The 14523-nt window shown below is 57.4% G+C and carries 9 protein-coding genes and 1 riboswitch; of the genes, 4 read left to right on the forward strand and 5 right to left on the reverse strand.

Annotated elements, in window-relative coordinates; translation table 11 throughout:
• Nucleotides 1-59: 59 nt before the first annotated feature.
• The 5 genes from IEX74_RS19160 to IEX74_RS19180 form a co-directional block, all read right to left on the reverse strand.
• Complete coding sequence (locus IEX74_RS19160; RefSeq protein ID WP_229755375.1) at nt 60-1754, reverse strand: hypothetical protein; 1695 nt, start codon at nt 1752-1754, stop codon at nt 60-62.
• Nucleotides 1755-1847: 93 nt separating this feature from the next.
• Complete coding sequence (locus tag IEX74_RS19165; RefSeq protein WP_229755376.1) at nt 1848-3248, reverse strand: DoxX family protein; 1401 nt, start codon at nt 3246-3248, stop codon at nt 1848-1850.
• Between the two features lie 291 nt (nt 3249-3539).
• On the reverse strand, nt 3540-4940 hold the full coding sequence (locus IEX74_RS19170; RefSeq protein WP_188815641.1) for a RagB/SusD family nutrient uptake outer membrane protein: 1401 nt from the start codon (nt 4938-4940) through the stop codon (nt 3540-3542).
• A 45-nt stretch (nt 4941-4985) separates the two neighbouring features.
• Nucleotides 4986-8030, reverse strand: coding sequence for a SusC/RagA family TonB-linked outer membrane protein (locus IEX74_RS19175; RefSeq protein ID WP_188815642.1), 3045 nt, complete (start codon nt 8028-8030; stop codon nt 4986-4988).
• 168 nt (nt 8031-8198) lie between these two features.
• Nucleotides 8199-8441 carry a hypothetical protein gene (locus tag IEX74_RS19180; protein WP_188815643.1) on the reverse strand — a complete coding sequence of 81 codons (243 nt, stop codon included), beginning with the start codon at nt 8439-8441 and terminating at the stop codon, nt 8199-8201.
• A gap of 704 nt (nt 8442-9145) precedes the next feature.
• Nucleotides 9146-9236: riboswitch (SAM riboswitch) on the reverse strand.
• Between the two features lie 500 nt (nt 9237-9736).
• On the opposite strand from IEX74_RS19180, the gene cas6 reads away from it, so the two are divergent.
• The 4 genes from cas6 to IEX74_RS19200 are packed head-to-tail and all read left to right on the forward strand — an operon-like array spanning nt 9737 to nt 14518.
• Complete coding sequence (cas6, locus tag IEX74_RS19185; protein ID WP_188815644.1) at nt 9737-10402, forward strand: CRISPR-associated endoribonuclease Cas6; 666 nt, start codon at nt 9737-9739, stop codon at nt 10400-10402.
• Between the two features lie 28 nt (nt 10403-10430).
• Nucleotides 10431-10991, forward strand: coding sequence for a hypothetical protein (locus IEX74_RS19190; protein WP_188815645.1), 561 nt, complete (start codon nt 10431-10433; stop codon nt 10989-10991).
• Nucleotides 10988-13171, forward strand: coding sequence for a CRISPR-associated helicase Cas3' (gene cas3, locus IEX74_RS19195; protein WP_188815646.1), 2184 nt, complete (start codon nt 10988-10990; stop codon nt 13169-13171). Before IEX74_RS19190 ends, cas3 begins: the two co-directional genes overlap by 4 nt.
• A gap of 3 nt (nt 13172-13174) precedes the next feature.
• Entirely contained in the window at nt 13175-14518 is a 1344-nt protein-coding gene (locus IEX74_RS19200; protein WP_188815647.1) for a hypothetical protein, read from the forward strand.
• Nucleotides 14519-14523 lie beyond the last annotated feature (5 nt).

Genomic DNA, 14523 nt, shown 5'->3' on the forward strand with positions numbered 1-14523 from the left:
CAGCCCGAAGTTCGTTCAACGATACCAGTCGGACGCCTAGGGCGCCGGACCGGTGCACGCTAATACTGCCCGGCCGACAACGTCGACTCCGATAAGGTGTACTTACGGTCAACTCGGTCGAGGACTACGTAGAGCGAGTCTTTTTTCTCATTGAGGCCCCGCAAAATGACGTGCTTACCGTCGTCGGTGGCCTGATAGGTGAGGATCATATGGTCGCGCTTTTCGGGGCGCTGCTCGGCCTTGACGCCGCGTACGCGGCGCGTGCTGTAGGCGCTGGGGTTGATTTTGGCGGTTTCGTCGCCGATGTGGGCGAGGGCCGTGGGGCTGATCCACTCGGCCAGGGAGGCTTGGTATTTGGCTTGGCGCTCGGCGTCGTTGCCACCTAGGTAGCTGCCGCCAAAGTCGCCGCCGTAGCCGTTGGTGTGGGCGGCGGCAATGCTGCTGCCTTTCGGCACGCGCTTCTGGGCAACCGCTTCGTCCCGGTTGCGGCGGCCGCGACGGTCGTTACCCGTGCGGATTTTGCTTTGCAAATACAGTGTGTGGTCGATGGTGCCGGCATCGTAGTAGAACACGCGCTGCCCGCCGGCTAGGCCCGTCGTTTCGAAGGTGCGATTGATGTCGCGCATGGGCGAGCCGCCGCCATTCGAGAGGTCGAGCTTCAAGGGGCGGTTCACCTTGTAGGTCAGCGTGGTCCACTTCTCAAACGTGGCCTGTTGCCACCGCACGCTGTCGAGCGGTGAGTAGGGGATGGTCTGGCCGTTGAGGCGAAATTCAGTTACGTTGTAGAGGCCGCGCAAGGCCGCGACGCCTTTTTGGGCGGGTTGCTTATAAGGGTCGTAGGTGAAGTTCTCATATTCAAGGTAGGTCAGGTACACCAGGAAAATGCCGATGGTCGCGGTTTTCAGACCTAGCCTGGTGTAGCGCAGCCACGCCTCGCGGAACCTAGGGTAATAGTGATGCGGCACCGTGTACCGCTCTTTGATGAGCAGATTATACAGGTTCGGAATGTCCTGAATCATCAGAAACGCCGCCAGCAGTACGAAGTAGGAACTGTACACGTGCACGCCACCGTCGTAAGCGAAGTTGACGAACACAATATCTCCGAGGGCACCTAGCAGCAACGCCGCCCCCAGGAAAGTCGTGCGGCGGAAGAACAGCAACACGCCTGCTAGTGTCTCCACCAGCCCCGTAAACACCTGGTACCACGGCACAATCCCAATCTGGAGCCAGAAGATTTTCTGGGCCGTCATGTCGCCAAAATCGCTGTTCAGCAGACCGATGGAAGGATACGGCATCTGCGTCGGGAATACCTTGGTGAAGCCAAACCCGATGATGCCGATACCGGCCCGGAAGCGCATTAGCACGCGCAGCCAGTAGTACAGCACCTCGTACTCCTCGCGCTTGCGGTCAACCAGCGTCCAGATTATGCCAATAACCAGCGCTATACCGAGGGCAACAAACCACTTGTCGTAGCCGAGCAGAGCCGGGGCGCCACCCTCCGCGCCGCCCGGCAGGAAGAACGTGGGCGAGAAGCGGGCAATGTCGTACACGTCGCGGTAGTGCCCGTGCAGCCAGTCAATCGTGAACAGATTCTTGTACCACCCGAAGTCACTGGGGAGGGACATGAGCACGAAAAACGGGAAGGCAATGCGGAACAGGATGCGCTGGTACGGCTTCCAAGGACGGCGCACCGAGGCTTCGGTGGCGGGTGCCGCGGTAGTCGGCAGCGGCGCAGTGAGGGAAGTAGGAGCCATGAGGATAAGAGTCTAATCAGATTTGATATACTATCGTGTCATGCTTCGACCAGCGGACGCCAGATGAAGCATGACGTTCTTTTTATCAGTGCATCACAGCTTCAGGCCAGCGCCGCGGCCGGTTTTGCTGGCTTCTTCGAGCAGGTATTTCTTGTTGCGCTTTTCGAGCACCACGTACAGATCTTGGCCTTGCGCATCGGTGCCGCTGAGGACGAGGGTGCTGGCATCTGGGCGGGTGAGGTGCAGCGTTAGCTTATCGGGGCCTTCCAGTTGGTTGCGATTTTGAAGGTTGAGCGTCTGGCCGTCGGCGCTGAGCGTGTAGCCGTAGTAGTGGCGGCCGGCGGCGCCGGCAAACTCGTAGTTGCGGGCTAGGTCGTCGGGGTGGACGGCTTCCGTGTTGCCTTGGTCGAGCACGACGGGGCGGTTGGAACGAATGCTTAGCGTGGCCCATTTTTCAAACACCACATCTTGCCAGCGCACCGGGTCGGTGGCGGAGTAAGGGTGCACTTGGCCGTTCAGGCGAAACTCGCGCACGTTGTAGAGGCCGGCAGCATTTGGCAAGCCCGCCGTGGTGGGGTAGTGGTAAGGCCCCGCGTGATACGCCGCGTAAGTTTTAGCGCCATAGATTCCTACGAAGAAGAGCACGAATGCTGCCTTCAGCGCCAGCTTAGCCGTGCGCGGCCACCCCGCGGGCAGCACCAGGCGGAAGCGGTTCGGTTGGGTGGGTTGCTCCAGGGTGAGCAGGTTGTTGAGGCGGCGCAGGTCGTACCAGAGCACCAGCAAACCTAGGGTAATCAGGTAGAAGCTGTACACGTACTCGCCGCCCTCGTAGGCTAGGTTCGAGAGGAACACGTTGCCCAAAAACGACAGCACGATAAACGCCCCGACGCTCGCCGTGCGCCGGTTGAGCAGCAGCAAGGCCCCCAGAATTTCTACCAGCCCCAAAAACGACTCGTACGAAGGCACAATACCTAGGCTCAAGGAGAAGATTTTCCAGTTGCTCAGGTCGCCGTAGCGCGTGTTCAGGTGGCTGAGCGAGGGCAGCGGTGACTGCATCGGAAAGAACTTCAGGAAACCGTACGCCAGCAGCCCCGCCGCCAAGCGGTAGCGCGCCAGCACCCGCAGCCAATAATATAAGGTGTCGTAGTTCGTGCGGGTTTGGTCGCGCAGCCCCCACACGGCCGCCCCAACGGCAGCAATACCGGCAAGGATGGCCCAGTTGACAAAGGAATCGGGCCCGTCGAAGAAGCGGGGCGAGTAGTGCGCCAGCCGGAAAATGTCGCCGAAGGAGAAGCCCGCCCAATTGCTGACCACGTCGCGGTAATACTTCCAATCGAGCGGCACAATTTGCAGGAAGAAGTACAGGAAAGCGAAGCGGAACAGCCCTTTCTCGAAGCTCGACCACCGATCGGGCGTCTGCGTTGGCGCGGTAGCTGTCGGCGCCGCTGAACGCTCCTGCACCGGCGTGGTTTGGAAAGACAAAGTGGTGCTCATGGGTTCGAAAGAATGAGTGGAAGGAAAGAGAATGAGTTATGCTTTGCCGGGCTCAGAATGACAAATGCTTGTAAGGATTATAGGTCGTTCAGGCGAGGCGCCTCACCCCCCGGCCCCCTCTCCGAAAAGGAGAGGGGGAGCCAGTTCCAAGCTGTTAGCAATTAGCTTCTAGCTGATAGCTTTTTTCTGAACAAGAGCTAACAACCAACAGCTACTAGCCCCTTCTAGGCTCCCCCTCTCCTTTTCGGAGAGGGGGCCGGGGGGTGAGGCCCCACACCAGAATGACCACGCTTAGTACCCAGCGTTTTGCGTCAGCGCGGCATCGACTTGGATCTGGCTGATCGGAATGGGGAGCAGCAGGCGGAAGGAGGGCAGGGCGGCCGTGTTGTTCAGTGGGTCTTTGAAGACGGTGGTGGCGCGGCCCGTGCGGGCTAGGTCGAACCAGCGGTGCGGTTCCAGGGCAAACTCTAGGCGCCGCTCGTTTTCAATGGCCAGCAGAATGTCGCTTTGCGAAGTGGCGATGCTGGCAGCTAGGCCGGCGCGGGCGCGCACGGCGTTCAAGTCGGCCAGCGCACCGGAGAGCTTGTTTTGCTGGGCCCGCGCTTCCGCCCGAATCAGGTACAGCTCGGCGATGCGGAAGATGTAGCTAGGGTCGGAGCCAGGGCTGCGGTAGTAGAGGTTGCCATACCACGTAGTAGGGTTTGCGCTGGCGATGAGCGTGCTACGACCGTTCAGGGTATTGTTGGGCACCGTAGTCAGCAGGCTCACCAACTCATTGTTTGGAGCCCATTGCCGGGTGCCGCCGTTGGCCGTAGGCTGCCATTGCCCGCGGTGACCGTTTACCTCCGTGGTGCCGTTGTAGAAAAGCTCAAACACCGACTCGCGGGTGCCGCGGGCATTGTTGGCGAACCACGCGTTGAAAGGCGCTACCAACTGGTAGTTGGTGTTGTCGCTGATGAGGCGGGTGGCGTAATCTTCGGCCGCGGCCCAGTTGCTTTGGTACAGATACAACCTAGCTTTCAGCGCCCACGCGGCTTTGCGGGTAGCGCGGTAGCGGTCATTGGTTTGCACGGTGGTGGGGTTGGGCAACAGCGGCTCGGCGGTTTCTAAGTCGCTGAGCACTTGGGCATAGGTTTCAGCCTGGGTGGCGCGGGCAATGCCTTGGTTGGAAGTGGCCGTGAGCGTGGGCTGCGTGATAATCGGCACCCCGCCGAAGGTGCGAGCTAGGTCGAAGTAGGCCAGGGCCCGGATGAAATACGCTTCGCCGAGGTACTGATTGCGCAGTGCATCCGTCAGCAGCGGGTCGCTCACCTTGGGCACGTTGGCAATGACGTGGTTCGCGCGGTTGATGGTCACGTAAATGGCCGACCACACCGTGCTAATGGTCGAGTTATCGGCCCGCACGTTGTGGGTGATAAACTCCTGCACCTGCGACTGAGTGCCGGTCCACTGAATATCACCGCCACCTAGGTAGCCAATCGACTGAAAGCTAGTGCCGTAGTAGCCGCCGCTCGCCAAGGCGCTGTACACGCCATTGAGCGCCGTACTGGCTGATTTTTGGTCCACAATCGTCTGGTCGTCGGCGATGGATTCGCGGGGCGCCACGTCCAAGAACTGCTCGCACGCGCTCAGACTTAAAACCAAGGCGACAGTGGAAAAAAGCGAGGCTATTTTTAGGTAAGTGAGAGACATGGTAGAGTAACTAAGTAGCTGAGCGACTGAGTGATTGGTTGCTGACTAAAAGGTGGCATTCACGCCCACTTGCAGGCTGCGTGGCTGGGGCGGTGTACCTAGGTCGATGCCTTGTTGGTTGGCGTCGCTGCTGGAAGCCGATTCGGGGTCGAGGCCGGTGTATTTGGTCAGCAAAAAGAGGTTCGTGCCTTGGGCGTACACCCGCACCGAGCCGCCGAGCAGGCGCTTGGTCAGGCGTTCGGGGATAGTATAGCCGAGGCTCAGGCTGCGCAGGCGTAGGAAGGAGCCATCTTCGAGCCAGCGGCTGCCGCCGTCGAGGTAGTTGTTCACGTTGATGCCGTCGGGCCTGGGCACATCGGTGACGTCGCCGGGCTTCTGCCAGCGCTTCAGGTTGCTAGCGAAAATAACGCGCGCCTCATCCCGCGCGCCACCGCCCTCGCCGAAGAAACGGTTGTGGTTATATACCTTGTTGCCGTACTGGAAGGAAAGCAACACATTGGCGTCAAAGCCTTTGTAAGTGATAGAGTTGGTCAGGCCGCCGAAGAACTTAGGCCAGATATTGCCCACAATGTGGCGGTCAGCGGCCGTGATTTTGCCGTCGCTGTCTAGGTCGCGGTACACAGCGTTGCCGGTTTGCGGATCCACGTACAGCTGCTCGTAGAGCCAGAACGAGTACAGCGGCGAACCTTGCTGCTGCAAAATCAGGTCGCGGCTGCCGAACTTGGTTGGGGTAGCGAGCTTCTCAATGTTGTTGACGTTGCTGGCAATGTTGAAGTTGGTGTTCCACGTGAACTGCTCCTTGCGAATGTTCACCGAGTTCAGCGCAAACTCCAGCCCCTTGTTGCTGACCTCCACCGCATTGGCCCAGTAAGAGCTAAAGCCCGTGGTAGCCGGTTCGGTCAACTGAATCAGGCCGTTCTTGGTGTATTTGCGGTACGCGTTGAACTCCAAACCTAGCCTGCCGTCGAAGAAAGCCACATCCAAACCGATGTTGGCCTGCGACGTTTGCTCCCATTTTAAGTCAGGGTTGGAGAGCTGCTGGGGCGCAATGCCAGCCGAACCTAGGTAGTTCGAACCGCCGTTCCACAGGCCGCGGGCCGCGAAGTTGCCGATGCCGTTCTGGTTGCCGGTGAGGCCGTAGCTAGCGCGCAGCTTCAAGTCGCTGAGCACATGCACGTTTTGCAGGAAATTTTCCTGCTTGATGCGCCAGGCCGCGCCCACGCTCGGGAAGTAGCCCCACTGGTTGGATTTGCCGAAGCGGGAAGAGCCATCGGTGCGGAAGCTCACGTTCAGCAAGTACCGGTCGTTGAAGTTGTAGTCGGCCCGCCCGAAGAAGGAAGCCAGCCGGTACCCCGACCAGTTCTGCGTGCTACTCGTGACCGAAGCCGCGGAAATTTCCTTGAAAGAGTTGTTCGGAAAGCCCGTGCCCTGGGCAAACGTGCGGCCGTTGGTGTCGCTCTGCAAGCCGTTGCCGACCACAATACCTAGGCCGTGCTTGCCAAATTGCTGCCGGTAGGTCAGCGTGTTTTCGTTGAGCAAGGAAGTGTATTGCGTGACGCTGGACGTGGCTAGCCCACCCACGCCAGCGCCCGCAATCAGGAACGTATTCCAGTATTCCGACTCATCGTAGTTGTTGTAATCGACGCCGAAGCTGGTGCGAAACTTCAGGTTGGGCAGCAGCTGCACGTCGCCGTACAGGTTGCCGATATAGCGCAGGCTGGTCGAGTTAACGTCGTAGTTATCAATGAGCAACTGCACATTGTCGAAGCTAGCCCGGCCCACGAGTTGCCCATTGGTGTCGTAAGGCGAAAGCAGCGTAGGCGTGTGCAGGGCCGCTTGTAGCAAGCCGCCCGCCGGTCCATCGCCCGCCCGACCTTCGTTGCGGTAGGTGCGCGAAAATGAGTTGCTCACCCCAATCTGCACCTTATCCGAAATCTGCTGGTCGAGGTTGACCTTGAAGCTAGCCCGCTGAAAATCAATCGGCCGCAGAATCGACTCCTGCTTCGTGTAGCCGCCCCCGATGTAGTAGCGCGTACTGGCGCTACCGCCCGACACCGACAAATCGTAGTTCTGCAACCGCGCCGTGCGGAACACCTGGCTCAACCGGTCGTACGTCGGCTGCTCCTCCGGCAATCCGCGCCCGCCCTGCGAAACAGGCCGATACGGGCGGTTTTCATTCGTGTGCGGCGTAGTGCCGGTAGTATTCAGCCAGTTCTCGTTCACCAGCGTCGCGTGCTCCGGGCTGGTAGCTAGGTCCCACAGCTTGGCTGCCTTTGCCCAGCCCTCCGACGCGTTCAGGCTAATCTTTGGCTTCTGGTTGAAGTTGCCGCGCTTGGTTGTCACGAGGATAACGCCGTTGGCGCCGCGGGCGCCGTAGAGCGCTGTGGCGTCGGCGTCCTTTAGCACCTCAATGTTCTCAATATCAGCTGGGTTCAGGTCGGTAATCGGTGTGCTAGCTTTGCCGCCCGTGCTGATGGTTTGCAGGCTGTTGTTGTTCATAAACACGCCATCCACCACGTACAGCGGCGTATTGGAGCCGTTGATGGTGGTGGCGCCGCGCACCCGCACGTTCGTGGCCTGGCCCGGCACGCCGCTGTTCGACGAAATCTGCACGCCCGACACCTTGCCTTGCAGCTGCGCATCGAAGCTGCCGACTGGAATGTCCTTGGTATCCGCCGGGTCCACTTTCACGATGGAGCCCGTCAGATTCTTGCGCTGTTGGGTGCCGTAGCCCACTACTACCACTTCGTTGAGCTGGCCTTGGTCGGGCGCGAGCCGCACGGTGAGGGTGCCGTCGCGCCCCGCCTTGACTTCCTGCGACTTATATCCGACGAAGGAGAGGATCAGCGTTGCGTTTTCCGGCAGTGTGGGCAGCGTAAACGTACCGTCCGGGCTGGTGGTAGTGCCTTCTGTGGTGCCTTTTACCCGCACCGTCACTCCGGGCAGGGCCGCGCCGGTTTCGTCCAACACCTTACCGGTGACGGGGCCTGCCGCGGCCAGGTGATAATGGGTGTAATTAGGTACAACTGTGCCGTGCGCCAGGGCCGGCAAGCCAACGGCCAATAAAATAAGTGGTATTGGTAATTTCATGTTGCTAGGAGTTTCCTGCCTTGTTTGCTGGATTTGCGTGCTGCTGGTATGCCTCCCCAACCGAGGCGTTAGCACTGGTTGGGGAGACACCGGCCAGGATTAGTAAAGCCTTTTGGCTTTGTTGATCGAAGAGTAAATTGCTGTAAATCAAGCGGTAGATGCTGGAAGCTAGCTATTGGAAGCAAGAGCACCTCGGCCGCGCAGCCAGCGTGCGAACTGTCCGGCTTGAGCGGTGCTGGGCGGTTCGGCAGCTAGGTTATCCAGCAAGTCGGCGCGGCGAATGCCGGCGATAATTGCCTCCGCGTAGGGAAAGTGGTTGGCGGAGCTAGCAGCTGGTGCGGAAGCCGTGTCGTTGGTGGGAGCAAGCGGCGACTCGTAAGCCGCGAAAATGCCATTCAAAACCTGATTCATGATAATGGGTAGAGTAGTTTAGGGGCACCGGAACGTAGCCACGCCTATTGAGTGAAGTCAGGGGGAAGCCATTGGCTGTCAATAGAGTAGCAAGCGGTTGGGCGTTCTGCTGCCGGCGATGTCAGAAAGTAGACGGTGGCACGTAGGCCGCGTTATTAGCAGGAGCCAGCTACGACTGGCCCTAAACCTCCCGAAGGAGTAATTCAGGCGGAGCAAGCATTGGCTTGCAAGCACTGAATTTCACTATGCGGAAGCTAACATGCTTCAGCTAGCTCAGTCATAAAGGGGGATTTGTACTTTTCCTTCCGTAAGGCTGCCTATTCGTGTTCTTAGATCAGTAGCGTAAGCGCCCTGCACAATGACACCTAGGTTAGAACCTGGTGCAAAAACGAAAGAATAGGACTTTATGCTAAGTAATAGAACTTTCCTGATGTGCAAACCGAATTAGAAAGCGCGTGGGGCGTACGGAAGCTAATCCTGGCAAGTCTTGCCAGAATCAGGCACACACAGAAAGCTGGAAGCTTTCCTGGAAAAGTGCTAGCAGAAAGAGGAAAAGGAGGGTTGGATCTGCCTCAACAACAACCCATACAGCCGGCCATGCTCATACAGACAGCTGCTGCGGCAATACCACAACAGCCACGTTGCGAAGCAACGAGCATGGAAGACAGCGTGTAGAGTTGTTGGGAGTGATCCACGGCAACTTGTTTTTATATGATCAGGATTTGGCACCGTTCCGGAATTCCGGGGGTTGTCGGCGTTTCGTCGAGCCTGTCTCTCCACGCCTCTGTATAAAAACAATCCTTTAGTCAGAAGGGATTGATTGCGCCAAAGGTAGAATCCTAGGATTGAGAATTCCAAATAATTCTTTGCAAAATTTATCAGACGTGCATGAATAGTAACTGAAAACGAGTGCTTTCGCCCACTTCGATCGTTGTGCTGAACCTGCCAAAGCATCGCTACTTCAATGGTAGATTCCGACGTGAGAGCAAAGCAGTAGCGATGCGTCGATTGGCTCAGCATGGCGTGCTAGATGAGTCGGAAAACCTAGGTTTACTTCCTATTCACAGACCCTGGTAATAGCAGAAGCTTTAGCTGGATTTTTCTAATGCGCTGATTGTGAGATAAGATGGTTTGCTAATAAAGTTATCCGACTGCCTGGTAAGTAGATATCTGGTTTGATTTTGCAGATAACCATAAAAAAATAGGACGTAGGGTATTTTATATCTCAACTTAATTCTTGATGTTGCTAACCATATTAGAGGTTCGCTTTTTAGTGCTTTTATCTTTTTAGACTCATGCGTTTGCAGCTTTATCTCACGGCCGACCAAGCCGTACCATTCGATCATCTACCCACTTTAAAAGGCGCTTTTCACCGTTGGGCTGGCCACGACGACGACCTGCACGATGGTCTTTCGCTCTACTCGCTTTCCTGGCTGCGCGGCGGGCGTGGTAGCAGAGGCGGCCTATGGTTCCGCGACGGCGCTTACTGGTCCATCTCCGCCCACGACCCGCAGCTAATTCACAGCCTCGTGGGGGGCGTCATCCGGGAGCCCGACCTAGGCCTAGGTCTGCGCGTGCGCGATGCGCAGCTGCTTGCCTCACCTGCGTTTCAGGAGGGCGAACAGTGGTTTCGCGTGCTCAGCCCCGTTTTTGTGAAGTGGGAAACCGAGCCGGGCAAACCCGCCGACCACCTCACCTACGAAGATCCGCGCACCGACGAGCTGCTCACGGCCACGCTGCGCCACAAGCTCCGCCAAGCCGGCCTCGACGACACCGGCGCCGTCGTCCGCTTCGACCGCGCCTACGCAGGCGCCAAGACCAAGCTATTCGCCTACAAAAAGGTCCAGTGCCGCGCCAGCATGTGCCCGGTCATCGTCACCGGCACCGCCGAGCAGATTCGGTTTGCCTGGTGTGTAGGGGTAGGGAACAGCACAGGGCTAGGTTGCGGGGCGCTAGAGTAGGTTTTACACAATTTATTGAGTTTGCACTATGCTTTACGTGGTAAAGTACACTGGCCCATTTGGCTATTTAAAGCCATGGACTGCGGTTAGAGATGGAGAAACCTATTCCCAGCAGTTCTTAACTCCTTCAGTTATTGAAGGTATGCGCCAGAAGCTTGGCGTATCAGCTATTCTGCGGCACAAGCTGACCTATACTGGCCTGAGTATGCAGCAGGAGCAGACGCAGCCTCGCGGCTGGACTTACGAAAAAAAGAAACAACTCATGAGCCGACCCCGCGCTATTCTGATGCGTGGGGTGATGCTGGATCCGGAACTGCATCTAGCTTTTGCTAGCGCGGAAGAGGCAGACTTGGCTGCTAGCCAGCATTTGTGCCTGTGTCGTAATGAGGATATTGTGCTGCCCTCCTTGCCGTTGGAAATGAGCAAGGAAGCCTTCAATCTGCTGCCCGGCTTTGAGTTGCGAGAAGTTGCTGCGGGCGAAGCCAATGCTTTTCTGGTGGGCTTCAATCGATTCAAGGAAGGGGCTCCAATGCATGGCCGGCTGGAAATAACCGGCAACCCTATCCGCCAAGCGGCACAGGTATTATGACGGATACCACCATCTGGGCCAAAAGTGCCAGCCATGGCGGCGCATTGAGCCTATTTGAGCATACGCGGCACGTAATGGATGTAACGGCTGCCATTGCGGGGGCACTGAAATTCGATGAGCGGTTAGCGGTACTGGGCGCGGCTATTCACGATTTAGGCAAGGCACATGTAGCCTTTCAGCGCAAGCTGACGATGAAAAAGTCACAGTTGCAGGACCCTAACCAGATACTGCATCGGCATGAATTGTCTTCCTTGGGTTTTCTGCCTTTGCTGCCCCGCGAAGACTGGCCGGCCGTGATTGATATGGTCGTAGCACACCACAAGCCAATCCGGCAGGCTGCACAGGCAGCCGATGGATTCGGCAAAGGCATTATTGACTTAGACAAGCGCAGCCGGACGTGGCTGGCTGACCATCTCGAGGGCTGGGAAGACTGGTCACCACGAGCCTTGGCGGTGCTGGAGGAGCTGGGTATTACCACACACGCAATCAGCCGGATCGAGGCCGAAGAAGCTATCCGCTTCGCGCTGGCCCATTGCAAAGCCAAGGGCTACGGCTGGTCAGCAGAGCGAGGCTTGCTGATGGCCGCCGACCATTTTGCCTCGGCCCTGACGGACAAGGCTAAAGACCAACTGTCTTTGCTATTCAAAGAGCCTAAACTGGAATATTTCAACCGCCCGCACGAGCTATACCCCTTGTCGTTGATGGCGGCCGACCAGCCCCAGCGCCACACGCTAGTAGTAGCCTCCACAGGTGCGGGCAAAACCGATTACCTATTTCGCCGTTGCCGGGGACGGGTATTTTATACGCTGCCGTTTCAGGCTTCCATCAATTCCATGTATCAGCGGCTGCTGAAAACCGACGAAGAAAAGCCGTTTGGCGGCTCCATCCGGCTGCTGCATGCCACTTCACAACTGGTGGAGAACCGTGGCAAAGTAGAAGAACAGCTTCAGTCCTTGGTGGGCGCATCGGTGAAGGTGTTGACGCCCCATCAGTTGGCAGCCATCGTGTTTGGCACACCGGGCTTCGAGGCCGTGATGCTGGACGTGCGCGGGGCCGACATCATTCTGGACGAGGTACATACCTACTCGGCCCAGGCCCAGGCGATGGTACTGGAAATCGTGGCTGCGCTGCGCCGTTTGGATTGCCGGCTGCATATCGGTACTGCCACGATGCCCAGCACGCTCTACGCGGAGCTGCTGCGCCGCCTGGGTGGCCCTGCCGAAGTAGCCGAGGTGCAGTTGGCGCCCGACGTAGTCGTCAGCTTCGACCGGCACCAAGTGTACAAAGTAGCGCGGGATGAGGACGACCCGGCCGGCTGGCCCCTCGAAACGGACGAAATACTCACCCAGGCTTTTGCCGTCGGCGAAAAGGTGCTGGTGATTTGCAATACCGTATTCGGAGCCCAAAAGCAGTATCAGCGGTTGCGGGAGCTATTTCCGGAAGTAAATCATCTGCTGCTGCACAGCCGCTTCAAGCGCGGCGACCGGGCCAAGCGGGAAAAACGGCTGGAAGATGAGTTCAACAACCCAAAGATTCCCGGCCCGTGCTTCGTAGTATCCACCCAAGTGGTCGAAGTCAGCCTAGATATCAGCTTTGACCGCATGATAACGGAGGCCGCTCCACTTGATGCGCTAGTGCAGCGGTTCGGGCGCGTGAACCGACGGCGCACCGAGGATACTATTGGCAAGTTCAAACCGGTGCACGTGCTGGCCCCCGGCCCCAGCTACTTGCCTTACGGGGCGGCGGAAATCAAAGCCAGCTACGCCCAACTGCCCGACCACGGAGGCATCCTGCACGAGCAGGAATTGCAGCAGAAGATTGATGCCGTGTACCCGCAGTTGCAACCCTGGGACATCAGCACGCACGTCATCTGGGACGGGGAGCGGTGCCGGCTACGGGAGTTGTGCAATAACACCCGCTCTGTCCTGGTCGACGCCCTACAAATCGAGTCCTCGGCCTGCATCCTGGAAAAGGACCAGGAGAAATACGAAGCCAAAGACACCCCTTGGCAGGAACGGATTCAGCTGGAAATTCCTGTCAGCTGGCGCAGTATGCGGCCTCATTTGGGCAAGTATTGCCGCTCCGACGTGGGGGCTTTGCCTTTTGTGATACCGGGCAATAAGCACTATGAAGAGCTGGGGCTGCTGTTTGATGAGCACGACATTTTTCTGGAGAATTAGCCTATGTATACCAGTTACATTGGCCAGCGCCTGCTGGCCCTCTATAACCAGCGCACCGGCAGCAGCCTAACGGCCCGGCAGTTTTTCGAGCAGCAGCTATATCCGCTGTTTTTTGAGCCAGCTAAGTACTTGCAATGGATTCCTAGCTCGCCCTTTGCACAGGTAGTGGCAGCTCGTGACCTAGTGTTGGGTGGCCCTACTGCTACTCAAATCCAGTTGGCCAACCTTCATCGCAAAATCGAAACCGTAGCGCCCGACGGCAGCTTTGTCATCGGCTTTCCGGCGGCGGGTGTGGAAGGTACTACTTCCGGGCAGGTATCGAACGTGGGGCCGGTGATGAGCAGCGAGGAAATGTATTGCTCTTGGATTGGCGGAGCCTTAGGTGTCGGTGTCAGTGGCGGCCTTTCACTGCTGCTTGATGAGGATGACGTGCTTTGGACGCTTTATGAAGGCTGGGCTTGGTACCGGAAGTTTCTGGATCAGCGGCCGAGCCTGAAAGGTAATCAGATTGATACGTGGAATGGTACATGGCTGGTTTATGTCTTCAGCGAAGATTTCGATCCTAAGTATCCGGACAACGGCTTAAACGAGTTCCGACTGACCGATACAGCGGGCGTTTCCTCACTGCCCACCCAGGAATGGGTGCAGGTACTCTTTGCCCTAGCCGGCCGGTTTCGCCGCGACTTGACCGCCTATGTGTACGGCTTTGGCAAGAGCAACCGTACCGTGGGCTTTATCCCGCTCAAGTTGGAAGGGATAAGCCATGTATGCGACTTAGAGGATAAGCTGTTTCTGTTTTCTGATACACTGAAAAGTGAGGGCCGCAGCAATCTACTGAGGTTATATACTACGCAGCACAGTTTCTCCTATGCTTGCCAGCAGGGCTCTATTGGGGTAGCCGCCATAAAACCGGAGAAGATTCAGGATTACATCGGGGAAAATCAAAAAAACGACAAGTCTTTACTCACGCCGGATGGAGAAACGTCCATTCATTTTGCCTTCTACCAAATCTGGATAATTGCCATGCTCGACAGACCAGGAATTTTAGATGCCGCCGACCGGCTGGCACAAACACTCATCCAATTCACCGAGAACAATGATCGGGCGAAAAAGGGAAATTCCGAAGCCGTAAAAACGCTCTGGAAAGCCAAAAGCCGGAAATCATTCGTCGAGGCACTGATTGCAATCCTTGAAAAGCAACGCCATTCAGTGGAGCAGATGGAGGAAGCGGTAAACCATGCGAATACGCTACCATTTGACCAATTGCCCTATTTCGTGACCCTCACGCACTTCCGCTACCTGGCTTTATCGATAAAAAACAACGAAATCGTTCCACTCGCTGACTAACTCCG

The organism is Hymenobacter cavernae (assembly GCF_014641455.1).
In the GTDB taxonomy this organism is placed as follows: Bacteria; Bacteroidota; Bacteroidia; order Cytophagales; family Hymenobacteraceae; genus Hymenobacter; species Hymenobacter cavernae.